This is a genomic window from Kribbella sp. NPDC050459 (assembly GCF_040655315.1).
Classification (GTDB): domain Bacteria; phylum Actinomycetota; class Actinomycetes; order Propionibacteriales; family Kribbellaceae; genus Kribbella.
Map to the genome: position 1 here is coordinate 92,064 of NZ_JBFAJQ010000009.1, position 24,086 is coordinate 116,149.

Consider the following 24,086-nt stretch of genomic DNA (forward strand, 5'->3'; position numbering starts at 1 on the left):
AATGGTTTTACACTCGAAATTCAAAGGAGCAGATCCCCAATGTGGAGTGGGGATCTGCTCCTCCTGACCTGTCAGGAAGTTGCCGGTTGGTGGATCTCCAGGATGAGCCGGCGCCGGCCGCCCCAGTCGCGTTTGTAGACCTTGTAGTCGTCGATTCCGGCGGCCGCGCAGAGCCGGCCGTAGCTGATCTCGTCGTGGATGAAGTGCACGCTGCTGCGGTCGTCGTCGTGCTCGGTGGTGACGATCCGGTGCTCCGGGCCCTGGCGCATCCCTCCTGCGATCTCGGCGGCGGTCGCCGGGCCCCAGACCGGGCCCTCGACGATCGCGATCCCGCCCGGCTTCAGCACCCGGGAGATCTCGCAGATGGTGGAGATCTGCTCGTCCTCGGCGAACAGCTCGTGGAACGCCGTCCACAGGCAGATCACCGCGTCGAACGAATCCCACTTGTACGGCAGGTCGGTCATCGAGCCGATCGCCCAGTCGATCGCGAGCTCCTCCTCGGCGGCCGCGGCCCGGCCGGCCTCGAGCAGGTTCGGCGAGATGTCCAGCGCCCGCACCACCTTGCCCGCGCGGCGCAGCGGCAGCGCGACCCGGCCGTACCCGCAGCACAGGTCGAGCACCGACTCCCGACCGACCAGCAGCTCCTCGACCGCCGCGACGATGGCGGCGTCCCGCTCGGGCGTTGTCCGCGCGGCCAGTCCGTCGGCGCCGAGCTCGGCGTATTCGGCCCGGCTACGCAGTGCGGAATTCAGCATGCGGCAAGTATTCCGGTCCCGGTGGGTCAGTTGTCCAGCAGGGATCTGCCGGCGGTGAAGAATTCCAGTACGTCGGACAGTTCGGCCAACGTTCGGGTGGCGCCGAACGGCGCGTTCCAGAAAGCACCGGTCGGCGGCGTCCAGGGCCCGACGTACGCGTACGGCTCGGGCAGGTGGTCGTCACCGGGCGAGACGCCGTAGTTGACCTCGTCGACGGTGATCCCGACGTCGAAGTGCTCGGGCCACAGGACGGGTGTCTCGCCCGGCGCGAACGCCCGCAGCGCCGCGTCACCGCAGGCGAAGGCCTCCGCGAGCAACCGGGCCGCGGCCGGGTCGATCTCGAGGTGCTCGTGCGAGGCGATCATCGGGCCGCCGGAGTACACCTCGTCGAGCGGCCTCGCCTCGAGGCCCACGGCGGCAGCGAGTTCGGCGTACGTGCCGGTCAGCCGGACCGTACCCGCCGGCGCGACGAGCGCGTCGCCCTCGACCCGGAAGTCGCCGTCGGTGGTGCCGAACCCGCCGGGGACGACGCGCAGCCGGATGCCGCCTCCCCGGCCGTGCTGCGGCCCGGCGAGGACGAGCTCGGCGACGCCGTGCAGGGATCGACGGGTTACGGCGAGCGAACGTTCTTCCATTGCTGCGGTCTCCTCTGTAACGCCCAGGCCGTGTGTCGGCACTGATCACCTGATCGATTGGTGCCGCGAAGGGTGGGAGACGTTACATGGACTGGCATCGGGTGGACGAGGTCGACGTACCGGCGGACGGGCGCGTCCGCAGTGTGGTGGTTGACGGCCGGAGCATCGCGCTGGCCCGCTGCGGGGCGCGGCTCGGCGCGCTGGAGAACAAGTGCCCGCACCAAGGCGGCCCGCTCGGGGAAGGGTCGATCGAGAAGGGGTTGCTGCGGTGTCCGTGGCACGGGTACGACTACGACCCGATCAGCGGCCAACCGCCGGAGGGGTTCTCCGACAGCGTCCCGTCGTATCCGGTGGACGAGCGGGCGGACGGGGTCTATGTGCAGTTGCCGGACCGGCAGGAAGCGGTCCGGACCGTGGCCGACGTCCTCGTGGAGACATTGGTTGCCCACGGCATCAGCCATGTGTTCGGGATGGTGGGGCACTCCAATCTCGGCTTCGCCGAGGCGATGCGGCGGGCCGAGGACCGCGGTGAACTCACCTACATCGGCATCCGGCACGAGGGCGCGGCCTCGTTCGCGGCTGGTGCCTACGGCAAGCTCACGGGCCGTCCTGCGGTCTGCTTCGCGATCGCCGGTCCGGGATCGACCAACCTGCTCACCGGACTGTACGACGCCAAGCTCGACGGTTCGCCCGTCCTGGCCGTCTCCGGACAGGTGCCGTCGAAGTGGCTCGGCCGCGGCGCGTTCCAGGACCTCGATCTGACCGCGGTCTTCAAGGACGTCGCCGTCTCGAGTACGGCGGTCCAGGCCGGCAGCGATCACGCCGAGCTGGCTGCGCTGGCGGTCAAGCACGCCATCGACGGCCGCGGCGTCGCACACCTCGTGCTGCCCGACGAGGTACAGGTCCAACCGTCCGATGCGGCGGCCAAGAATCCCAGCGGGCGGCTCTCCGGCCGCCGGATCCGGCCGGACGAGGACACGCTGGTCCGCGCGGCGGACCTGATCCGCGACGCACGCCGGCCGGTGATGATCGTGGGCCACGGCGCCCGCGGAGCCGAGACCGAGGTCCGCGAGCTGGCCGAGCGCCTCAACATGCCGGTGCTGACCACTTTCAAGGCCAAGGGATTGTTGCCGGACACGCATCCGCTCGGCGCCGGGGTGCTCGGCCGCAGCGGTACGCCGGTCGCGAGCTGGCTGATGAACGAGTCGGACCTGCTCGTCGTGGCCGGCGCCTCGTTCTCGAACCACACCGGCATCGCGGCGTACAAGCCGATCGTCCAGATCGACGACGACCACGCCGCGATCGGACGCTTCGACGCGGTCGCCGTGGACGTGCTCGGCGACGCGCGGCTCGCACTGTCCGCGCTCACCGGCATGCTCGGCGAGGTCAAGGCCGAGGACCAGCGGCCGGACGTGGCCGAGCGCTGGGCGATCTGGCGCGCGGAGAAACAGCGGCGTGTGAACGACGACCGAGGGCGGGGTGTGTCGGCGGCGGCCGTGTTCGACGCGCTCTCGAAGCATCTGCCCGCGGACGCCGTCGTGACCGTTGACGTCGGCAACCATGCGTACTCGCTCGGCCGGTACCTGGAGTCGAAAGGCCAACCGGTGCTGATGTCCGGCTACCTCGGATCGATCGGCTTCGGGTATCCCGCCGCGCTCGGCGCGTGGGCGGCCGCTCCGGGCCGGCCGATCGTCGCGGTGACCGGTGACGGCGGCTTCGCGCAGTACGCCGCCGAGCTCACGACCGCGGTCAAGTACGGCATCCCGGTCAAGCACGTGCTGCTCGACAACCACTCGCTCGGCAAGATCAGCAAGGAGCAGCTCGCCGCCGACTACCCGGTCTGGCACACCTCGCTGCACAACCCCGACTGGGCCGCCTACGCCGAACTGTGCGGCGCGACCGGCCTGCGGGTCACCCGTCGTCAGGACCTGGACGACGCGATGACCGAACTGTTCACCGCCACCGGCCCGGTCCTGCTCTGTGTCGAGCAGGACGCGGAACTTCTCTGAGGAGACACCGATGACCGAGTACGACGACCTCCGCGCCCTGTTCCTCAACTGCACGCTGAAGCGGTCGCCGGCCGGCAGCCACACCGAGGGACTCATCGACGTCAGCCGGAAGATCCTGGAGAAGCAGGGCGTCCAGGTGGACGTGATCCGCGCGATCGACCACGACATCGCCACCGGGGTCTGGCCGGACATGACCGAGCACGGCTGGGCGACCGACGGCTGGCCGGCGATCCAGGAGCAGGTGATGGCCGCCGACATCCTGGTGATCGCCGGACCGATCTGGCTCGGCGACAACAGCTCGGTCACCAAACAGGTGATCGAACGCCTGTACGGCAACTCGTCGATCCTGAACGAGCACGGGCAGTACGCGTACTACGGCCGCGTCGGCGGCTGCCTGATCACCGGCAACGAGGACGGCGTGAAGCACTGCGCGATGAACGTCCTGTATTCGCTGCAGCACCTCGGGTACACGATCCCGCCGCAGGCCGACGCCGGGTGGATCGGCGAGGCCGGCCCGGGACCGTCGTACCTGGACGAGGGTTCGGGTGGGCCCGACAACGACTTCACCAACCGGAACACGACCTTCATGACCTGGAACCTGCTGCACCTCGCGCGGATGCTGAACGACGCCGGCGGCGTACCGGCGCACGGCAACCAGCGCTCCGAGTGGGACGCCGGCTGCCGCTTCGACTTCGAGAACCCGGAGTACCGCTGACGTCCGGGGTGCTGCTGTACCGTCGGCTTGTGGGGGTGGTGCTGCCGACGGACGACGTCCTCGTCGCCGGGCTGCGGACCGGGGACGAGGAGACGTTCGCGTGCCTGCTGAACGGCTGGTCCGGCTCGATGTTGCGACTGGCCCGGTCGTTCGTGTCCACGTCGGCCAGTGCCGAGGAGGTCGTGCAGGACACCTGGCTGGCGGTGTTCGAGGGGATCGACCGCTTCGAGAGCCGGTCGTCACTGCGGACGTGGGTGTACCGGATCCTGGTGAACATCGCCCGCAAGCGGGCCACTCGCGAGCAGCGGACCGTCCCCTGGACGAGCCTTGTGCCGGACAGCGAGCCGACGGTCGACCCGCAGCGTTTCCGGGGCGCCGACGACCAGTACCCGGGCGGCTGGCGCACGTTCCCGGACCGCTGGCCGACCACCGAGAGCGAGGTCTTGGCCCACGAGGTCCGGTCCACCGTGGCCGCGGCGATCGAGGGCCTGCCGATCCGACAGCAGGTGGTGCTGACGTTACGGGACATCGACGGACACGACGCCGAGGACGTGTGTGCGTTGCTGGAGATCTCCATGGCCAACCAACGGGTCCTGCTGCACCGCGCCAGGGCAGCCGTTCGCGGCCGGCTGGACCACTACTTCACGGGAGCTGACGCATGACGTGCGCCGAGCTGGTCGAGCTTGTCACCGCCTATCTCGACGGTGCGTTGGCCACGGAGACCGAGCAGCGGTTCGTCGAGCATCTGGCGCTCTGCGACGGTTGCGAGAGCTACGTCGAGCAGATCCGGCGCACGGCGACCGAGGTCGGGCGGGTCGAGCCCGAGAACCTGCCCGAGGAGACCCGCGACCGGCTGCTCGACGCCTTCCGTTCCTTCCCGCGCGGTTGACCGCGTAACGTCCGGCCGCGTCGACGGCACTGAAGCGGTATGCCGGACGTGGAGTTCACCAACCTGTTCGCGGTCGTCCTGATCGCGCTGCTCGCACCGCTGCTGCTCGGCCTCGCACCGCGACTCCGGGTCCCGGCGGTCGTCCTCGAGATCGTCGCCGGGATCGTGCTCGGTCCGCACGGGCTCGGCCTGATCGACGTCGACCTGCCGCTGCAGATCGTCTCGCTGCTCGGGCTGGGCTTCCTGTTGTTCCTGGCCGGCCTCGAGATCGACGTACACCGGCTGCGCGGACAGGTGCTGCGGCTGGCGGTCCTGGGCTATCTGGTGACGTTGCTGCTGGGCGGGCTGGCCGGCTTCGGGTTCTCTGCGGTCGGCTGGGTGAACAGCGCGCTCCTGCTCGCTGTCACGTTGTCAGCGACGTCCTTGGGCCTGGTCGTGCCGGTCCTCAAGGACGCGGGCAAGGCCGAGGGCAGCGTCGGGCAGTTCACCATCGCGGCCGCATCCGTCGCCGACTTCGCCGCCGTACTGGTGCTGTCACTCGTCTTCTCGACCGAAGGAGGCAGTGCGGGCGAACGGCTCGTCATGGTCGCGCTCTTCGCTCTGCTCGTGGTCGTCACGGGTCTCGTGGTCGCCACCGCCGGACGGTCGCAGCGACTCGGCGGGGTCCTGCTGCGGCTGCAGGACACCACAGCGGAGATCAGGGTCCGGGCTGCTGTGGTGCTGCTGGTCACCTTCGTCGCCTTGGCGGAGCAGTTCGGGCTGGAGACGATCCTCGGGGCGTTCCTGGCCGGAGCGGTAGTCGGACTGGTCGACCGGGACGCCGCCTCGCATCCACGCTTCCGGATCAAGCTGGAGGCGTTGGGCTACGGGTTCCTGATCCCGGTGTTCTTCGTGACGAGTGGACTCCGGCTCGATCTGCGCGGCCTGCTCGAGGACCCGGCCGCGCTCGTCCGGGTGCCGTTGTTCCTGCTCGCGTTGCTCGTCGTCCGCGGCGCACCGGCGTACCTCGCAGTGCGGACACTCGGCCCCCGGGCGACGGCTGCGGCGGCGCTGCTGCAGGCGACGTCGCTGCCGTTCATCGTGACGGCGACGCAGATCGGCGTGGCGACCGGGCTGATGAGCCCGGTCACCGCCGCCGCTCTGGTCTGCGCCGGGCTGCTGTCCGTGCTGGTGTTCCCGGCGGTCGCGCTGGTGCTGCTCAGGCAGCCTGCCGCCGACCGATCCGGCCGAGCAGTACCGCAGCCACCATCGAGACGATGATCGACGTGTACGTCGCACCGAGCCAGCTGGGCACGGGCTGGTCGTTGAACAGGGCCTGCTGGATCTTGGTCCAGAACGGCGACCAGCCCGTGACGGTGCCGGGGTTCACCAGCTGGTACGCGACGAAGCCGATCAGCCACGCGACGGTCGGCTGCCAGCGGAACTTCGCCGTACCGGACACGTCCCACTTCATCTTGCTGACCACGAAGAAGTCGGCGATCGCGACCGCGAACAGCGGAACGAAGACCGAGCCGATCAGGTACAGGAACTGCGTGTAGTTGCCGAGGTCGATGAACAGCGCGATCCCGGTGGCGATGACGCCGATCGCGACCGAGATCCACCGCCGGTCGATGTGGCCGATCAGGTTGTGCGCGGCCATCGTGGTCGAGTAGACGTTCGCGTACGCCTCGTCGACCTCGTCCACCAGCAGCACGAGCAGGGCGATCGCGCCGGCCGGCAGCGTGACCAGTGCGGTGATGACGTCGTCGCTGTTCGTCCCCAGCGTCGCAACGGCGACCACGCCGAGCGCGTAGTACGCGATGGCGGCCAGGCCGTAGCCGAGCGAGGAACCGGCGAACGCCGCCTTGTTGGTCCGCGAGTGCCGCGTGTAGTCCGCGGCCAGCGGGGCGAACGACACGACACCGGCCGCGGCGAGGTCGACCGCCGGCCAGAAGCCGAACACGCTGTCCTGCGGCAGGGCGTGCGTCGGCTTGCTCAGCACCTGCACGAACAGGTACACCGACGCGATCAGCACCAGCCAGACCATGAACTTGCGCAGGATCTTCACGCTGCCCAGCGGACGCACCGCCATCGCGGTCGCGATCACCCCGGCGAGGACGACGAACAGCCAGCGCCAGCGCTCACTCGTCACCGCGACCGCGGCCTGCGAGATCACGATGATCTCCATCGTCGCCCAGCCGACGTTCTGCGCGATGTTCAGCACGGTCGGCGCCATCGAGCCGCGGCGGCCGAACAGACCACGCAGGCACGCCATCGCCGGCGCACCGGTCTGCGACCCGAACACGGCCGCACCGCCGAGCACCAGCGCACCGATGCCACAGCCGACGACGACCGCGAGCAGGCCCTGCCACAGCGAGCCGGTGTACGCCGCGACCAGCGCACCGGTCACCGGGCCGAACAGCGAGATGCCGAAGTTGCCCCAGAGCGTGAACTGGTCGAAGAAGCCGAGCGTGCGCGGCGCATCGGTGGTGAGAACGAGCGGAGCCTCGGTGGAGCTCGACGGACGAACAGCTGTATCGGTCATGAGTGACCCCACTCCCTACGCCGGCATTACCCGGTCAGGTTCAGGCGGTCGGCGACCCAGCTGTCGCCCTCTCAGCCCGCGCATCCTCGGTGCGAGCTCCCGCATAGGTTGGTGCTGTGAGTTTAACGCGTCAGCTACTTTCCGGCAGAGCGGCCGCTCGTTCTATGAGCGCCGCCACCTCGGGGCCGTTCGTGACGACCGGCATGTGGGCACCCGTCTCCAGCGTGCGTGCCTCACCGTGACTGAGCTCGGCGAGCTGCTCTAGCCACTCCTTCGTACACATCAGGTCGTGCTTGCCGCGGACCAGGACCACCGGCGCCCGGACGTGCGGCATCACCGCGGCCAGGTCGTGGATCCGCGACGCCTCCCCGGCGCGGGCGATCGACGGCAGCGTCGTGCGCGCGTACTGCGGGCTGATCCGGACCAGCTTCGGCACATCCGGGATGGCGGACCCGACGAGCCGGACGGCGCGGTCGACCCAGCTCGACATCCGGGCATCACCCGTCGGGGCCACGAGCACGAGGGCGTGCACCAGCTCGGGGTAGCGCACCGCCGTCTCGACGACGACCTGACAGCTCGCCGAGTGGCCGACCAGCACCGACCGCTCGCGGATCTTCTCGGCCAGCGCCACCGCGAGCGCCCGCGGATGCAGGTCCTCCCGAGCGCCTGCCGGTTCGCCGTACCCGGGCAGCGTCACCACGTGGTACGGCGTGACGAGATGCTCGGCGGTCCGCGCGTACGACTCCGGGCCGAGGCCCAGGCCGGGCACGAGGACGATCGGTGCGCTCACTCCCAGGGCGCCTTGGCCGGAGCGCCTTTGACGACGGGGTTCGCTACGTCGGGCTTCAGCTCGCGGTACCCGAGGAACAGGCCGAGGGCGAGAAGCAGCAGGCCGACCCCACCCCAGCCGTACGCCGTGGGCAGCCGGTGCAGCGCGTCGTTGCTGCTACCCAGCCCGGTGGAGAGCACCATGAGCAGCCAGACCAGGATCAGCACCACCGACACCGCGACCAGCAGCAGCCCCGCGAGCTCGGCCGGCTCGGGCCGACGATCGGCCTTGCGGCGGGCCAGCACGTCCCGGATCCACATCACCAGCGCGCCGGTGCCGACGACGAGAAGCAGCAGCTGGCCGATCGCGTCGAGCACGTCGGTCCGCAACGGGTGGTTGAGCGGTGAGCCGGGCGCCTGGGAGATCTCCCGCAGCGCGACCCGCTGGACGGACACGACGAGCAGACCGTAGATCGCGGCGATGAACGTCGCCAGGCCGACGACCCGAGCGGCGCGCGGATCCCGCGACGGCTCGTCCCGGCCGTACGTCGGGAGCTCATGCGGCTGCGGGCTCGCTTCGGCGCCGTAGGGTGCGCCGGGGCGGTAGGCCGGAGGCTGGTGGTACGCCGGGTTGCCCTGCGGTTGCGGCTGGGTCCCGTACGGCTGCGGCTGCGCGTACTGGAACTGCTCCGGCGGGGCAGGCGGCCCGGCGTACGTGCCGCCGCCGTACGGCGCGGGCGGAGCGTAGTGATGCTCCTCACCAGCTGCCTGCTGCTTCTCGGGCTCATCGCCCCGGCCGTACGTCGGGAAGTCCTGTGACGACATCGGTGCTCCCTCCGTCGCGCCCAGTCTCTCAGGTGGCCTTGATGGTCGGCCAGGCGTTCGGTAGGCAGCCGGCCAGACCCTTGGTCTGCTGCATCATCACCGGCGCGGGGGTCTTCGGGGTGGTGCAGGTGGAGTGCCCGTGGCCGAGCGCGTGACCGACCTCGTGGTTGACCAGGTAGCTGCGGTACATCTCGACGTTGCCGTTGTACGCCGGGATCGCGTAGATCCACCGCTTGGCGTTGAGCACCACCCGGTCCTCGACGCGGCAGGACACCTCACCGCCGGTGTCGAGCGGCAGACAGAGCTTGTCGGTCAAGGTCGGCGTCGCGAGGATGATCCGGAGGTCGGCGTCGACGCGGTCCGTCCGCTCGAAACTCACCGGATGCAGCGCCTGCCAGCCGCGCGGATCCGTCAAAGTCTTGTGGATCGCCGCCGCCACCGCGGCGCCGTTCACCGACACCCCTTGCTCGATCTCGACCCGGTACGTCAGCTTGTCGCGCACCCCGGTCGCCTTGTCGGACCCCGGCACCACCGCAAGCTTCCCGCTCGAGACCAACACGTTCGGCTTCGCGTTCTTCGGCTTGCGCGTCAGCGTCGGTGCCGGCCGCAACGGCGTGGTGAACTTCTGCGTCGGCGTGGCGATCGGAGTCGGCTTGGGCGTAGCAGCCACCGGCACCTCCTCGGCGACAGCGTCAACCCCCGCCACCGCCTCCGCCGCAAGACTGTTCCGATGCGCCACGTCCGGATGCGCCACCACCACAGTCCCCAGCACCGCCAACGCCGTCACCACAAGCCACTGCCCCTTGTACGACTTCCGCCGACTGTGCCGCCCACCCCGACGCCTGGACACGTCGGCCCGCTGGCCGCTCCGCCGGGTGGTCATGACAAGTGACCCTACCGATACCTGCCAAAGCACGAAAGCCCGGTTGTGTTAAGCCGCGGTCAGATGAGCCGGAAGAGGAGGAGCGGCTCCCACGGACGGCCTGCTCGCGGTTGGCCGCAGGCGCAGCACCCGGCGAGAACCGGAGGTGTGTGCAGGCGCCAGCTCGGGGTGGGTTGAAGGCGGTCTGTTCGCCGGCGACGGTCATGCCCCGGCCCGGAATCCGCTTGCAGTCACCCCGCGCGGCAGCGCGAACACGCGGGCGCCAGCCCGCAACGCACCGGCGGCAGCCGGGAGCACGCCGGCGGCAGCCGGCAACTGATGCACGGGCGCTAGCCCGGGGGTGGGAGGGAGCGCGCGTAGCAGGCGCGGCGAGGAGCGGAGCGACGAGTGGCGGCTGCGTAGCACGCGTGGCCTGCTCCACCTTCACCATTCATACCTCCCCGCTCACACTTCCCCGCTCACCCTCCGCCAGTTGTCAGGCTGTTCTTGTGCGGAGGAACTTGCCGAAGTGGGGGACGGTGAAGGCTACGGTGCCGCGTTCGGCGGAGAAGACTAGGCCTTTTTTGATCAGGCCGTCGCGGGCGGGGGAGAGGGACTGGGGTTTGCGGTTGAGGGTGCTGGCGACCTCGGCGGTGGGGACGGAGCCGTCGTCGACGCCGATGCCCAGTTCGGCCATGGCGCGCATGTACTCGCGTTCCGCGGGTGTGGCGCGTTCGTAGCGGGAGCCGAAGAAGCCGACGGTCAGCTCGGCGGATGCTTCGGGGGCGGCGACGGCGACGTCCTTGATGGTGATGGGTGAGGTCGGCGCGTGGTCCCAGGTCGAGTGCGCGAACGCCTGCACGAAGTACGGGTAGCCGTCGGTCTGCGCGTACAGCTCGTCGAGAGCCTCCTCGTCGTACTGCACGCCTTCGCTCTCGGCCGGCACCATCAGCGCCCGGTCGCACGCTTCACGCGCCAGCCGGTCCACGCGGATGTAGCGGAACAGCCGCTCGGAATACGACTTGCTGGCCGACAGTACGGCGGGCAGGTGCGGCAGCCCCGCGCCGACGACGACCAGCGGGGCGCTCTGCTGCGAGATCTCGTGACAGGCGGCGCACAGCGCGGACAGGTCGTCGGTGCTGATGTCCTGCATCTCGTCGATGAACAGCCCGACCCCGACGGTCAGGTCACCGGCCAGGTCCGCGGCGTCGGTGAACAGTTCGATCAGGTCCATCTCCAGGTCACCGGAGTCGGCTCGGCCTTTTGCCGCGGCGACGTCGACCGGCGGATGCCAGCGGATGCCTTTCCGGTCGTTCACCGCGGTGCGCAGCGCGAACGCCTTCAGTACGGCGCTGAACTGGTCGACCTTCTGGTCGTCGCGGTGCCGGTGGCCCAGCTCCCGCATCGCGGTGTGCAGCGCCTGCGCGATCGGTAGCCGGATGCTCTGGTCCGGCCGGGCCTCGATCTTGCCGGTACCCCACGCTCGCTTGATGGCCTGTGAGCGCAGTGTGTTGAGCAGGACCGTCTTGCCTACGCCCCGGAGTCCGCTGAGCACCAGGCTCCGTTCCGGTCTGCCTGCCGCGACCCGTTCGAGCACTACCTCGAACTGCCGCACCTCGGTGTCGCGTCCGGCCAGCTCAGGCGGCCGCTGACCGGCGCCGGGCGCATAGGGATTCCGGATCGGATCCATGCTTTCACTGTATGAGCGCGTCTAGCGTTTTCCGTAGATTGACCGATCGACGGCCAGAGCGTGTCGCGAGCGGTCTCTACGGCTTTCTAGTGAAATGACTAGAAACCGATAGACACCGTGAGCGACCCGAAGACCACTATGGTTCCGCCATGGTGGAGTGGGCTCCGCAGGCAGGGGCGTTGTACGAGCGGGTGCACCAGCAGTACGTCGGCGGCGCACGCAAGCTCGAGGCGCTGATCAACGAGCTGATCGGCGAAGAGGAAGGCATCAACTACCTGAGCGCGACGGCTCGCGCGAAGGACCCGGAGTCGTTCCTCGCGAAGGCGTCCAAGCCGCACCCGGACGATCCCGCCAGGCCGAAGTACGACGACCCGCTGAACCAGATCACCGACCTGGTCGCGGCCCGGGTGATCACGTTCCTGGTCGAGGCGGTGGACCGGGTGTGCGAGGTGATCGAGGAAGAGTTCGAGATCGTCGAGCACACCGACATGGGCGCGCACACCCGGGCGCAGGGCGTCTTCGGGTACGCCAGCAAGCACTACCTGGTCCGGTTGAACGAGCACCGCCGCGAGCTCCCGGAGTACGCCGTACTGAAGAACCTCGTGATGGAGATCCAGGTCCGTACGGCGGTCCAGCACGCGTGGGCCGAGTTCGAGCACGACATCCGGTACAAGCTGGACATCCCGCCGGACCGCAAGCCCGAGTTCGACCGGCGGTTCCTGCTGGCGGCGGCCCTGATGGAGCTGGCCGACAACGAGTTCACCGAGATCGACCGCCTGTACCGCGAGCTGGCGGCGACCGCGGAGGACAAGGCGCCGCTCGACCTCACCACGGCCACGCTGACGACGTACCTGACGCGTCGCTACCCGGACGCGCCACACGCGAAGACCACGCACTACGCCTGGATCTTGGGCATCCTGCACCGCCTCGACATCACCACGGAGGAGCAGCTCACCGAACTGCTCACCGGGATCGACAGTGAAGCAGTGCAGGCCGCCATGACGCACCGGGCGCCGGCAGGCACGGTACGCCGCCTCGACGACGACCTGCTCGCCGCCAAAGGCCCTGCCTACTTGGACCTGTTCCCGGACGAGGAGCGCCGCCAAAAGATCCTCCGCGGCCGGCTCAAGGCACTTGTCCGGGCCGAGATCATCCAGCCCTGACGAGGTCCTCTGCCGTACGGCGGGCCCAGCGGGTCGTGGTGATCAGACCGAGCACCAGTACCAGCGCACCGCAGCCCGCGATGATGTACCAGCACAGCTTTGCCGCGTCGACGAACCCGGACTCGAAAGAGCCGACCAGACGCGCCGTGAGGACAGTGCCCGCGACGGCAACACCGAGCGAGGCACCCACCTGGCGACTGGTCGACGCGATCGCTGCAGCGACGCCGGCCTGGGAACGCGGCATCCCGGAGACCGCCGCATTGGTAATAGGTGCGTTCAGCATCCCGAAGCCGAGCCCGAAGACCAGATAGCTGACCAGCAACCATGCAGTGGAAGTAGTAGTGCTCAACTGGGACAGCAGGAGACCCGACAAAGTCAGCATGGTGCCCGCGACGACCAGCGGTACCCGTGGGCCGCGGTGACCGACCAGCCACCCGGACACTGGCGCGAACACCACAGTCATCGCAGCCATCGGCAGGGTCAGCAGACCGGCATGTAGTGCGCTGAACCCGCGCACAGACTGCAGATAGAGCGAGTTGAGGAACAGGAACCCGGACAGCGCCGAGAACCCGCACACCGCGATCAGTGTGGCCCCGGAGAACGGCGCACTCCGGAAGAACCGCGGGTCCAGCAGCGGCTCCTCCCGGCGACGCTCGTAGTACACGAGGGACGCCAGCGAGACGACGCACACGACGAAGCATCCGACGATGAGCGGCGACCCCCACCCGGCCGACCGACCTTCGATGATTCCGTACGTCAGGCTGCCCAGCAGCAAGACGACGAGCACCTGCCCGACCGGATCGATCCGCCGCGGTACGGCGGCCCGTGACTCCGGTACGAACAGCGCCGTCATGACGAAGGCGGCGACGGCGACCGGCACGTTGATCCAGAAGATCAACCGCCACCCGGCCGCATCCACGAGCGAACCGCCGACGACCGGGCCGACCGCCATGCTCAGCCCGACGACTCCGCCCCAGACCCCGATCGCCTGGGCGCGCTCACGCGGGTTGGTGAACGTGTTGGTGATGATCGACATCGCCACCGGGTTCAGCATCGACCCGCCGACGGCCTGCAGCACCCGGAACGCGATCAGCAGGTCGATGCTCGTCGCGACTCCGCACAGCAACGACCCGATCCCGAAGAGCACCAGCCCGGCCTGGAAGGTCCGCCGCCGCCCGACGCGGTCCGCGGTCGACCCGGAGACCATCAGCAGACAGGCCAGCACCAGCGTGTAGGCGTCGATCGTCCACTGCAGCTTGGCGACCGAGGCGTCGAACTCGGACCGGATCGCCGGAAGCGCCAGGTTCACGATGGTCGAGTCCAGCCCGACGATGAACAGGCTCGAGCAACAGATCGCGAGCACCAGCAGCCGCCGACCGCGGGTCAGCTCCTCCACCCGGCTCCCTCCATCCGTTGAAGACTGTACTACCCAGCCTGGAAACGGTTCCCGACCAGCCACGAAAACGGTTTGACGGACTGTCGGCGGGGCCGCCTACGCTTGTTCCATTCGCCTGGTCAGGTGCCTTCTTCCAATCCTTCTATGCCTCTTTGTGAGACGTCATGTCCTTGCGCCTCATTCCCTTCGCCGATCCGGGTGTGCCGGACACCCGATCCGGCCTCCGACTCATCATCTGGCTGGAGCACCAGCAACTGCGGGGGCAAGTCCTCGCAGTGTTCTGGGGACTGGTCTACTTCGGCGGTATCGCCGCCGCTCCGGTCGCCGTCGGTCTCGCCGTGCAGGCGGCGATCGACCTGTCCTGGCCCAAGCTGATCCTGGCCGGCGCGCTGCTGCTGGCCTTCGGCGCGGCCAAGGCCGGCGCCGACTCGTTCTTCCACAAGGCCGTGGTGACGAACTGGATCAGCACCGCGTCGCGCCTGCAGCAGCTGCTGTTCCGCAAGGCCGCGGAGCTGGGCTCGTTGCTGACCCGCCGGATCGCGGCCGGCGAGGTGGTCGCCGTGAGCAGCGGCGACGTCGAGAAGATCGGCTGGTTCGTCGAGGTCCTGGGCCGCTTCGTCGCCGCGCTGCTGACCTGCTTCGCGGTCGTCATCGGCCTGCTGCTGTACGAACCGCAGCTCGGCCTCGTCGTCGCGATCGCCGTACCGGTGCTCGCGTTCTCGATCGTGCCGCTGATGGGTCCGGCGGAGCGCCGCGCGGACGAGCAGCGGGCCAAGGGCGGCCGGGCCACCGAGCTCGCCGCCGACACCGTCGCCGGCCTGCGCGTGCTGCGCGGCATCGGCGGTGAGCAGCTGTTCCTGCAGCGCTACCGCGAGGCCTCACAGCAGTACCGGAGCAGCGCGGTGCGCAGTGCCCGGATGTGGTCGCTGATCGCGGCTCTGCAGGTGCTGCTGTTCGGTCTGTTCCTGGTGGTCGTCGTCTGGATGGGCGTCCGGCTGGTGACCCAGGGCCGGATCTCGGTCGGCGAGCTGGTCACGACGTACGGGTTCATCACGTTCATGCTGGTTCCGCTGCACACGTTCGAGGAGACGGCGAGCGCGTTCATCTTCTCGAAGGTGTCGGCGCGCCGGGCCGCGCGCGTGCTGTCGCTGCAGCGGACCGACGAGACCAAGGGGACGTCCGCGGCCCAGCTGCCGGAGGGCGACCTGCTCGACCCGGTCACCGGGCTGAACGTCCCGGCCGGAAGCTTCACCGCGGTCGTCTGCGGCAACCCGGACGCCGGTGGTCTGCTGGCCGACCGGCTGGGTGGCCACAGCCCGTCCGCCACCGACGAGGCCTCCGTCCTGCTCGACGGTGTCGCACTGGACGACATCCCGCTCGAGTCCGCGCGCACCGTCGTCCTGGTGCAGGACAAGGACCCGGTGCTGTTGTCGGGGACGGTCCGGGAGCTGTTCGACGTGCCGGCGAGTGGTGCGGTCTCACCCGAGACGGCCCTGGACGCAGCGCAGTGCGAGGACATCCTCGACGTGCTGCGGCAGACGCTGCCTGCTGGTGAGTCCGACGCCATGAAGGCGGTGCTGACCGAGCGCGGCAGGTCCCTGTCCGGCGGTCAGCGGCAGCGGGTGGCGCTGGCGCGTTCGCTGTACGTCGACCCGCAGGTGCTGGTGCTCGACGAGCCGACCAGTGCGGTCGACGCGCACACCGAGGCGCGGATCGCGGACGGTCTGCAGCTGCTGCGTGCCGGCCGGACCACGGTGGTGTTCACGTCCAGTCCTCTGATGCTGGACCGGGCGGAGCGGGTCGTGTTCGTGCCGGAGGGCCGCGTCGACGCGGTCGGCACGCACCACGAACTGCTGCACACCAACGCGCGGTACAGGGCCGTTGTGACCCGTGAAGAAGAGCCAACATTCGAGGAGTCAGCGTGAAGCGCCCGGAGTACGACCCGGCAGCCCCCCAGGAAGTGGTGCGGCTGCCGGTAGCGAGTGGCGCGACCGTCCGTGCCTACATCAAGACACTGTTCCGCCGACACCGGCGTCAGTTCCTCTGGCTGACCCTGGTGAACGCGGTGGCAGCGCTGAGCGGCATGGTCGGTCCGTGGCTGCTCGGCAACGTCGTGCAGAAGCTGTCCGAGGGCCACACCGACGTCAACCTGCCGTATGTCGTGATCGGCTTCGTCCTCGCGCTGGCGGTGCAGACCGTGTTCGTGCGGCTGACCCGGTTGCGCGGTGCGGTGCTCGGTGAGGAGATGCTCGCGGATCTGCGCGAGGACTTCCTGATCCGTGCGGTCGGGCTGCCGCCGGGCGTGCTCGAGCGCGCCGGCACCGGTGACCTGCTGTCCCGGATCACCACCGACATCGACCGGCTGTCGCACGCGATGCGCGACGCCGTACCGCAGCTGACGATCGCGATCATCTGGGCGTCGCTGCTGATCGGCGCGCTGATCGTGACGGCGCCCGCGCTGGCCGTGGCGGTGGTGATCGCGGCGCCGATCCTGATCATCGGCGGCCGTTGGTACTTCAAGCGCGCCCCGAAGGCGTACCGGTCGGAGGCGGCCGGGTACGCCGCGGTCGCCTCGGCGCTGGCCGAGACGGTCGACGCGGGCCGCACCGTCGAGTCGCACCGGCTCGGTGGCCGCCGGATCGAGCTGGGTGACACCCGGATCGGCCAGTGGGTCGCCTGGGAGCGGTACACGCTGTACCTGCGGATGATCCTGTTCCCGGTGATCAACATGACCCACACGGTCGCGCTGGCGGCCGTGCTGGTCATCGGCGGCGGTTTCGCGATCCAGGGCTGGCTGACCGTCGGTGCACTGACCACAGGCGCGCTGTACATCCAGATGCTCGTCGAGCCGGTCAACATGATGATCCGCTGGTACGACGAGCTCCAGGTCGCGCAGGTGTCGCTGGCGCGGCTGGTCGGCGTCCGTGAGGTCGAGACCGCCGCGGCGGCGAGCGAGGCCGAGCCGGACGGGCGGACCGTGCTGGCCGACGACGTCCGCTTCGGGTACCTGGAGGGCCGCGACGTCCTGCACGGTGTCACATTGACGGTCGAGCCGGGTGCCCGGGTGGCGCTCGTCGGGCCGTCCGGTGCGGGCAAGTCGACGCTGGGCCGGTTGCTCGCCGGCATCTACTCGCCGCGCGTCGGTGACATCACCTTGGGCGGTGCGGCGCTCGGCCGGATGTCTGCCGAGCAGGTCCGTAGTCATGTTGCCCTGGTCAACCAGGAGCACCACGTGTTCGTGGGCAGCGTGCGCGACAACCTGCGGCTCGCCCGGCAGGACGCGTCCGACGCGGACCTGTGGGCGGCGCTGCGGTCGGTGGACGCGGACGGCTGGGTCGCCGGGTTCGACGACGGGCTGGACACCGAAGTGGGCTCCGGTGGGGTCTCGCTGACGCCGGCCCAGGCGCAGCAGGTCGCACTGGCCCGGCTGGTCCTCGCCGACCCCCACACCCTGGTCCTGGACGAGGCGACCTCGTTGATGGACCCGCGGGCGGCCCGGCACCTGGAGCGGTCGCTGGCGACCGTGCTGGAGGGCCGGACCGTGGTGGCGATCGCACACCGGTTGCACACCGCGCACGACGCCGACGTGATCGCCGTCGTCGAGGACGGCAAGATCGTCGAGCTCGGCGGCCATGACGAACTGGTGGACGCGCAGGGGGCGTACGCAGCGCTCTGGCACTCCTGGCACGGCGACCGATGACCAGCGGGGGTGTCCGGCGGAGAACCCGTCGGACACCCCTTGTCGTGTGAGGATGAAGGCGTGTTGCTGACGACGCTCTTCTCGCTGCCCACGTCCATGGCTCTCGACATCGACGACGAGGGCCGGATGCTGGTGCTGTACGACGGCACCGGCACCCGCCAGGTCAACGAGGTCGCTCCCGACGGCACCTGGCGTGCGCTGACCGATCTTGACGACACGTGCCGCGGCGCCCGGTTCGTGCCCGGCAGCAGCCGCGTCGTCGTCGAACACGACACAGGCGGCGACGAGCGCGGTCAGCTGTCCCTGCTCGACCTCGACGAACCCGGTCTGCCCGCACTGACCCCGCTGGTGCACGACAGCGAGTACATCCACCACCTGGTCGCGGCCCGGCCCGACCGCGTGCTCTACACCACGAACCGTCGCAACGGCGTGGACTTCGACCTGGTCGCGCGCGACCTCACCAGCGGCCGCGAGACCGTCCTGTACGACGGCGGCGGCTGGGTGATGGGCGTCGACCCGTCGCCGGACGACAAGTGGGTCGTGCTGTCGAAGGCGAGCAGCCCGGCGAACTCGATGCAGCTGCTCCTGGTCGACACCTCGAGCCGATCAGTCGTCGAGCTCACCGCGGAGGACGCGCACAACGACCAGGGCCCGGTCGCATGGATGCCGGACTCCTCCGCGTTCTTGGTGTCGAGCAACGCCGATCGCGACCGGATGGCGATCCGCCGGTACGACGTGAGCGACGCGGCGTGGAGCGATCTGCTGGTGGACGACGCCCGTGACCTCGCCGGGTGGCCCTCACCGAACGGCGAGCACCTGCTGGTCGGCGTACTGGAGGATGGCGAAGTCGGGCTCAAGCTGCACCGGCTGGACGACGGCGCGGCGCTCGCGGCGCTCGACCTGCCGGCGGGCGGCTGTGCGGCCCTGACGATGGCCACGCCGGACCCGATCTGGTCGCCGGACGGCTCGTTCGCGGCGATCACCTACAACTCCCCGGTGATTCCGCCGACCGTGTACCGGTTCGTCCCGGGCGGTGAGCTGACCGCGCTCCGTCCGGTGGAGGTCCCGGTCGAGCTGCCGCATCCGGAGAGCCTGCGGGTTCCGTCCTTCGACGGCGAGCAGGTGCCGGTGTTCGTGTTCCGGCCGACCGGCGAGAACCTCGGGTCCACGGTGGTCCATGTGCACGGCGGCCCGGAAGGTGCCGCGATGCGGATCTGGAGCCCGATCATCTCGGCGCTGGCCGGCGAAGGACACACCGTCGTCGTACCGAACGTGCGCGGATCGGCCGGTTACGGCAAGCGCTGGTACTCGCTGGACGACCGTCAGTTGCGGCTGGACTCGGTGAAGGACCTGGCCGCGATCAACGCCTGGCTGCCGACGATCGACGCCGACCCGAAGCGTGCGGCGCTCTGGGGCGGTTCGTACGGCGGCTACATGGTGTTGGCCGGCGTCGCATTCCAGCCGGAGCTGTGGGCGGCCGGCGTGGACATTGTCGGGATCGCTTCGCTGGTGACGTTCCTGGAGAACACGTCGGACTACCGGCGGTCGATGCGGGAGCGCGAGTACGGCTACTTGGCGACAGACCGCGAGTTCCTCCAGGAGGCGAGTCCGCTCAGCCGCGTCGACGACATCCGGGCGCCGCTGTTCGTGATCCACGGCGCGAACGATCCCCGCGTCCCGTTGTCGGAGGCTGAGCAGATCACCGACGCCCTGACGAAGCGCGGCGTCCCTTGCCAGCTCCTGGTGTACCCGGACGAGGGACACGGCCTGGCCAAGCTCACGAACCGCCTGGACGCGTACCCGCAGGCCTTCAGCTTCCTGCGGGACCACCTGGGGTGAGAACACCGGCGGTCGCGTCCAGCCGCACCGGAAGCCCCAGCGGTACGGCGAGGTTCAGCGCCTCGTGCCCGATCGCCGCGCCCGCCACCATCGGTACGCCGAGCGGTTCGAGCCGCTCGGCGATTACCTCAACGGAGTCCTGCGCGCCGGTGAAGTCGCCCACGACCACACCGGTCACCTCGTCGAACCACCCGGCGCGCAGCAGCTGCGTGAGCAGCCGGTCGACCCGGTAGCCGGCTTCGTCGACATCCTCCAGTACGACGACACCAGCCGGCGGCGCGTACGTCGGCGTACCGACACTGGACGCCAGCATCGCCAGATTGCCACCGCGCAGCACGCCTTCAGCGACGCCACCAACCACGGTGCGCGCTCCGACCGGGGCGAGCAGGTCGGTGACGGTCTCCGGCTCGAACAGCAACGCCCGCAGCCGCTCGAGTCCCCCAGCCGTGTCCAGTTGCTCGACAGCAGCAGCCATCGGACCGTGGAGAGTCACGAGACCACGTGCGTTCAGCGGCTCGTGCAGCGCAGTGATGTCGCTGAACCCGACAAACCACTTCGGTACGGCGGCCAGCTCATCGAGGTCGACGTACTCGATCATCCGCTGCACGCCGTACCCACCACGCGCACAGAACACCGCGGCGTACCGCGGGTCCATCCAGGCGTTGCGCAGGTCGAGCGCCCGGGCCTTGTCGTCGGCTGCCAGGTACGCAAACCGCTCGTGCCCGGCCAGTACCGACGGCATCACGTCCACCTCAACCCCCCAGGACCTGAGGTGGACCAAGCCGGCATCGAGCCGGGCCGCGTCCACTCGGCCCGACGGAGCCACCACAGCAACCTGGTCCCCGCTCCGCAGTCGCTGCGGCACCACCACGTCAGTCACGCCGCGACGCTACCAACTGACCTGCAGGGTCGCGCTCTTGGAGACCCCGTTGACCGTGACACCCAGCTGGGCCGTGCCGGGGCGCAGCGCAGTGAGTTGGCCGGTCGACGGGTCATACGAAGCGACTGCCCAGAACGGAGCGGTCTTGGCCGGGCCGACGTGCAGTGTCGACGAGCCCCACCAGTCTGCCGACACAGGGAAGGACACCGGCACTCGACGACCTTCCTGAACGACCGTGGCGGAAGCGGGCGCCGACTGACCGCGCTTGAGGCTCTCAGGAACAGTCAGCTCGAGCGAGTCGACATGGGCTCGCAGCTCGACCTGGAACCACGGTTGGGCCGACGGGTTGGCTGCGATGCCGACCAGCGCCCAGCCCGTGAAGCCACCCGCGTCCGGTGCCGCAGCCGGGCTCTTGCCGGAGTTGCCGGTCAGCGGAAGCAGGACGCCGTCCGTCCGGGTCGCGGCGAACGTGCCCGCGTGCGCCGCCATGTACGCCGCACCCTTGCCGGTCGAGGCCCGGAAGTCGGCCAGCCACTTCACGATCATTGCCGCTTCTTTGCGGTCACCGAGCTGCGAGTTCTGCGTCGGCGACGGGTCGTCGATCGGGTGGTGCGCCATCACCACCACGTTCTTGATCGACCGGTCGGAAGCGGCGGCGTCGAGCTGCTTGCGCAGGTCGAGGATCTGGTCGAACCCGCCGGCCCGCAGCGATCCGAGCGACGAGTCCCGCAGCACGAACCGGGTGCCCTTGTGGTCGAACGTGCTGGTCGCGTTGCCGAAGACCTTCTTCCACTCGGACAGGTCGCCCGGGCCGTAGGTCTCGTGGTTGCCGGGCACGTAGTGCAGCGGCACCTTGCCGGCCACTTCCTCGTCGATGATCTGCTTGGCCAGCGCGATGTCCGGGCCGAACGCACGGTCGACGAAGTCGCCGTTGATCACCAGGAAGTCGGGCTGCTGCGCGAGCGCCTCGCGGATCGTCCGGCGGGCCTGCTTCACGTAGTCCGAGTTCGGGTCGTCGGAGGTGAACTCCGCGTCCGACATCACCGCGAACCGCCAGCGGCCGGCCGTCGTCACGGTCCCGTCGGTCACGACCATCGGGTCGATCACCTTCGCCGGCGGGTCCATCGTGACCGGCGGCGCGCTGCGGAGGGTCAGGTCGTCGACGACGATCCGGCCCGAGTACTGCCGGGTCGGCGACGTCTCGACGACGTAGATCCGCCAGAACCGCAGCGGCATCGTCAGCCCGGGCGGGATGTCGGCCTCGACGTACTTCCAGCCGGTCCAGTCGACCGTGGCGGCCAGGTTGAGTGTCTGCGCCGTACCACCTGCCGCGTCGTAGGCGTTGGCCCGCAACCACGCGCCCTTGCCGTCGCCGTACACCCAGGCGCCGAGCTTCTGCGGCTGGCCCGGCAGCGTCTGCTGCGGGTTCTGCGAGAGGTACGCCGCGCGCGTGGCGGTGCTGCCCGTCAGCGAGTAGTCGAGCGCGACCGCTTGCCCGCCGTCGTGTCCTTCCGCGGCGGACAGCGATGCGGTCGCCTTGCCGGCCGGCACGGCGCTGGCCGCCCACTTGGTGACGTCGTCGAGTTCGTCGACCACGGTGGCGGTCAGACCGGCCGTGATGCTGAGCTGGGTGCTGAGCGAGCCGACGGTCGCGGTCACCACGGCCGAGACGGCCTCGTCTCCGAGCGCGTTGACCTCGAAGCCACTGCCCTTCGCAACAATCTTCACGAGCGCCGGGTCGTAGCTGAGCTTGACGTCGCGCGGCTCGACCCAGGTGGAGAACCCGTCGGCGTCGTACCCGTCGACCTCGAAGAAGCCCTTGGCGGCGGAGTCGGCGAGCGAGACCTGCCGGGTCGAGGGCGCCAGGCGGGTCGGCGTACCGAGCACTGTCATCGGGAACCTTCCGTTGGCCGCGCCGCGGGCGGCGGTGACGATCACGTCACCGGCGCGGCGGCCTGTGACCACGCCGTGCTGGTCCACGCGGACGTTGCTCCCGGCGTACCAGAACGGCGTACCGGTCGCGGGCGCGTAGGTCTCGTCGTGGCCGGTGGCGCTCAGGACACGGCTCAGCCCGGTGAGCACGCGGGAGCTGCGGGAGATGTCAGTGTCGGGGCCTGCCGCCGCCGTACCGACGGCCTCGACGCGGAAGCCCTTGAGGCGGCCGGAGCCCTTGACCGGAACCAGGCCGAGGCCGTTCGGGACGAGCCGCTCGCCGCCGTCCGACGGGTCGTTGACGACCTCCGGCGCGGCCGCACCCGGCGTCCGGGCCAGCATCGTCGAAGAGCCGCCGCCGTCCAGGTTGAGCGCGTCGTCGGCGCCGAGGCTGATCATCAGCTGACCCATCTCCTTCAGCGACAGGCCTCGCGAACCGGTGGCCCGGCCGTCGACGGTGAGCAGGATCATCCGGCTGCCGTCGGCGTCGAACCCGATCGCGGTCCGCGGCGCGAGGTCGGCGTCCGGCACGGTGTCCGGGACCTGGCCGTCCTTCGCGAGCTGGTAGTTGCCGCTGACGGCGGCCGCGACCTCACCGGCGTCCGGGCGCAGGCCGTACGCGACGGTGACCTTGTCCCCGACCGCGAAGGCGGTGAGTGCGTCGGCGCCGGCCTCGCGACCGATCAGCGCCTGCTCGCCGGCTGCCAACCCAGTGGTGGCCGGAGTGGTGGCGGTGGAGACGACCACACCGTCGCGAAGGATCACCTCGCGGACGGTGGACAGGCCGTCCACGGTCCTGGTCCGGGCCGCGTCGCCCCACTCCGGGGTGTAGAGGCCGATACCGCCGGCGGTGACGGTCGGCGAATTGAGGTTGGTCAGCTCAAGTGTGGTGGCGCCGTCGGTCGCTGTGCCCTGCAGGAACAGCTGGGCGATCTTGCCGAGGCCGTCCTTGCCGATCACCGCGGTGTCGTTGTGGCCGCCGGCGGGAGCGTTCAGCAGCTTGCCGGACTCGACCCCGACGCCCAGCGGCGCTGTCGTGTCGTTGATGTCGAAGAAGTCGCCGTTGACACCCGCGATCGCGCCTTTACTCGCCAGCTGCTGACTGAGCGGCTGCCCACCCGACACCTTGCCGGTGTTGACCAGGTCGACGGTCACGCCGTGCTGGTCCAGGTCGGTGTCGAGGATGTCGCCGCGCTGCCAGCCCTTCGGGTCGAGCCGCTCGAACGACGTGTAGTTCACGCCGGGCGCGACCGGGCTGTCGACGCGTGACGTCAGGACGCCGTTCTCGGCGATCGCGGCGTCCGGGATGCCCGCGGCCGCGGTCTTGCCGAGCGCCGGGCTGACGAGCACCCCGGCGAGCAGGCCACCTACGCCGATCGCTGTGGTCAAGGGACGGATGAGCGACACAGGAGCCTCCCCACGGTGGACGGACGCGGTCATCCGACGCCGCGCACCCGACCGCCTCGTGAGCCGCAGGTGTACGCCGGTCAACCGACCGGTGACA

Annotated in this window: 19 protein-coding genes and 1 riboswitch; of the genes, 9 read left to right on the plus strand and 10 right to left on the minus strand. The window is 69.7% G+C overall.

Annotated elements, in window-relative coordinates; translation table 11 throughout:
- Window positions 1–71: 71 nt before the first annotated feature.
- Both AB0I12_RS26850 and AB0I12_RS26855 read right to left on the minus strand, forming a co-directional pair.
- Window positions 72–755 (minus strand): class I SAM-dependent methyltransferase, encoded by a 684-nt coding sequence (locus AB0I12_RS26850; protein ID WP_359934602.1) that lies wholly within the window; start codon window positions 753–755, stop codon window positions 72–74.
- Between the two features lie 26 nt (window positions 756–781).
- Entirely contained in the window at window positions 782–1,390 is a 609-nt protein-coding gene (locus AB0I12_RS26855) for a hypothetical protein (RefSeq protein ID WP_359934604.1), read from the minus strand.
- 86 nt (window positions 1,391–1,476) lie between these two features.
- Here AB0I12_RS26855 and AB0I12_RS26860 point away from each other — a divergent pair, with 86 nt between their 5' ends.
- Genes AB0I12_RS26860 through AB0I12_RS26880 form a run of 5 tightly spaced genes read left to right on the plus strand, consistent with a single transcriptional unit; the run spans window position 1,477 to window position 6,263 of the window.
- The gene (locus AB0I12_RS26860) at window positions 1,477–3,399 is read left to right on the plus strand and encodes a thiamine pyrophosphate-binding protein (protein ID WP_359934606.1); all 1,923 of its coding nucleotides are present in this window, start codon (window positions 1,477–1,479) and stop codon (window positions 3,397–3,399) included.
- A gap of 10 nt (window positions 3,400–3,409) precedes the next feature.
- Complete coding sequence (locus AB0I12_RS26865) at window positions 3,410–4,114, plus strand: flavodoxin family protein (protein WP_359934608.1); 705 nt, start codon at window positions 3,410–3,412, stop codon at window positions 4,112–4,114.
- Window positions 4,115–4,143: 29 nt separating this feature from the next.
- Window positions 4,144–4,776 (plus strand): sigma-70 family RNA polymerase sigma factor, encoded by a 633-nt coding sequence (locus AB0I12_RS26870; protein ID WP_359934610.1) that lies wholly within the window; start codon window positions 4,144–4,146, stop codon window positions 4,774–4,776.
- Window positions 4,773–5,003, plus strand: a complete 231-nt coding sequence (locus AB0I12_RS26875; RefSeq protein WP_359934612.1) for an anti-sigma factor — start codon at window positions 4,773–4,775, stop codon at window positions 5,001–5,003. Before AB0I12_RS26870 ends, AB0I12_RS26875 begins: the two co-directional genes overlap by 4 nt.
- Window positions 5,004–5,042: 39 nt before the next feature.
- A complete protein-coding gene (locus AB0I12_RS26880) occupies window positions 5,043–6,263 on the plus strand; it encodes a cation:proton antiporter (protein WP_359934614.1) in 1,221 nt (406 codons plus the stop codon).
- Here the strand turns inward: AB0I12_RS26880 and AB0I12_RS26885 are convergent.
- From AB0I12_RS26885 to AB0I12_RS26905, 5 genes are all read right to left on the minus strand, one after another.
- Window positions 6,202–7,527, minus strand: a complete 1,326-nt coding sequence (locus AB0I12_RS26885; protein ID WP_359934616.1) for a cytosine permease — start codon at window positions 7,525–7,527, stop codon at window positions 6,202–6,204. The genes AB0I12_RS26880 and AB0I12_RS26885 overlap by 62 nt on opposite strands.
- A riboswitch (TPP riboswitch) is annotated at window positions 7,523–7,640 on the minus strand. It overlaps the preceding gene by 5 nt.
- Window positions 7,641–7,657: 17 nt before the next feature.
- Window positions 7,658–8,317, minus strand: coding sequence for an alpha/beta hydrolase (locus AB0I12_RS26890; protein ID WP_359934618.1), 660 nt, complete (start codon window positions 8,315–8,317; stop codon window positions 7,658–7,660).
- On the minus strand, window positions 8,314–9,120 hold the full coding sequence (locus AB0I12_RS26895) for a hypothetical protein (RefSeq protein ID WP_359934620.1): 807 nt from the start codon (window positions 9,118–9,120) through the stop codon (window positions 8,314–8,316). The genes AB0I12_RS26890 and AB0I12_RS26895 overlap by 4 nt, the downstream gene beginning before the upstream one ends.
- A gap of 28 nt (window positions 9,121–9,148) precedes the next feature.
- Entirely contained in the window at window positions 9,149–10,003 is an 855-nt protein-coding gene (locus tag AB0I12_RS26900) for a DUF3152 domain-containing protein (protein ID WP_359934622.1), read from the minus strand.
- A 475-nt stretch (window positions 10,004–10,478) separates the two neighbouring features.
- Window positions 10,479–11,672 (minus strand): ATP-binding protein, encoded by a 1,194-nt coding sequence (locus AB0I12_RS26905; protein WP_359934627.1) that lies wholly within the window; start codon window positions 11,670–11,672, stop codon window positions 10,479–10,481.
- A 149-nt stretch (window positions 11,673–11,821) separates the two neighbouring features.
- Here AB0I12_RS26905 and AB0I12_RS26910 point away from each other — a divergent pair, with 149 nt between their 5' ends.
- Window positions 11,822–12,835 (plus strand): (p)ppGpp synthetase, encoded by a 1,014-nt coding sequence (locus AB0I12_RS26910; protein WP_359934629.1) that lies wholly within the window; start codon window positions 11,822–11,824, stop codon window positions 12,833–12,835.
- On the opposite strand, the gene AB0I12_RS26915 is transcribed toward AB0I12_RS26910, so the two are convergent.
- A complete protein-coding gene (locus tag AB0I12_RS26915; RefSeq protein WP_359934631.1) occupies window positions 12,822–14,231 on the minus strand; it encodes an MFS transporter in 1,410 nt (469 codons plus the stop codon). The two genes, AB0I12_RS26910 and AB0I12_RS26915, sit on opposite strands and share 14 nt — an antisense overlap.
- 164 nt (window positions 14,232–14,395) lie before the next feature.
- On the opposite strand from AB0I12_RS26915, the gene AB0I12_RS26920 reads away from it, so the two are divergent.
- The 3 genes from AB0I12_RS26920 to AB0I12_RS26930 are packed head-to-tail and all read left to right on the plus strand — an operon-like array spanning window position 14,396 to window position 19,770.
- A complete protein-coding gene (locus AB0I12_RS26920; protein ID WP_359934633.1) occupies window positions 14,396–16,156 on the plus strand; it encodes an ABC transporter ATP-binding protein in 1,761 nt (586 codons plus the stop codon).
- Complete coding sequence (locus tag AB0I12_RS26925) at window positions 16,153–17,931, plus strand: ABC transporter ATP-binding protein (RefSeq protein WP_359934635.1); 1,779 nt, start codon at window positions 16,153–16,155, stop codon at window positions 17,929–17,931. The genes AB0I12_RS26920 and AB0I12_RS26925 overlap by 4 nt, the downstream gene beginning before the upstream one ends.
- Before the next feature lie 60 nt (window positions 17,932–17,991).
- The gene (locus tag AB0I12_RS26930; protein WP_359934637.1) at window positions 17,992–19,770 is read left to right on the plus strand and encodes an alpha/beta fold hydrolase; all 1,779 of its coding nucleotides are present in this window, start codon (window positions 17,992–17,994) and stop codon (window positions 19,768–19,770) included.
- Here AB0I12_RS26930 and AB0I12_RS26935 read toward each other — a convergent pair.
- The gene (locus tag AB0I12_RS26935; protein WP_359934639.1) at window positions 19,742–20,650 is read right to left on the minus strand and encodes an LD-carboxypeptidase; all 909 of its coding nucleotides are present in this window, start codon (window positions 20,648–20,650) and stop codon (window positions 19,742–19,744) included. The two genes, AB0I12_RS26930 and AB0I12_RS26935, sit on opposite strands and share 29 nt — an antisense overlap.
- 9 nt (window positions 20,651–20,659) lie before the next feature.
- Complete coding sequence (locus AB0I12_RS26940; RefSeq protein ID WP_359934641.1) at window positions 20,660–23,989, minus strand: phosphodiester glycosidase family protein; 3,330 nt, start codon at window positions 23,987–23,989, stop codon at window positions 20,660–20,662.
- Window positions 23,990–24,086: the final 97 nt, after the last annotated feature.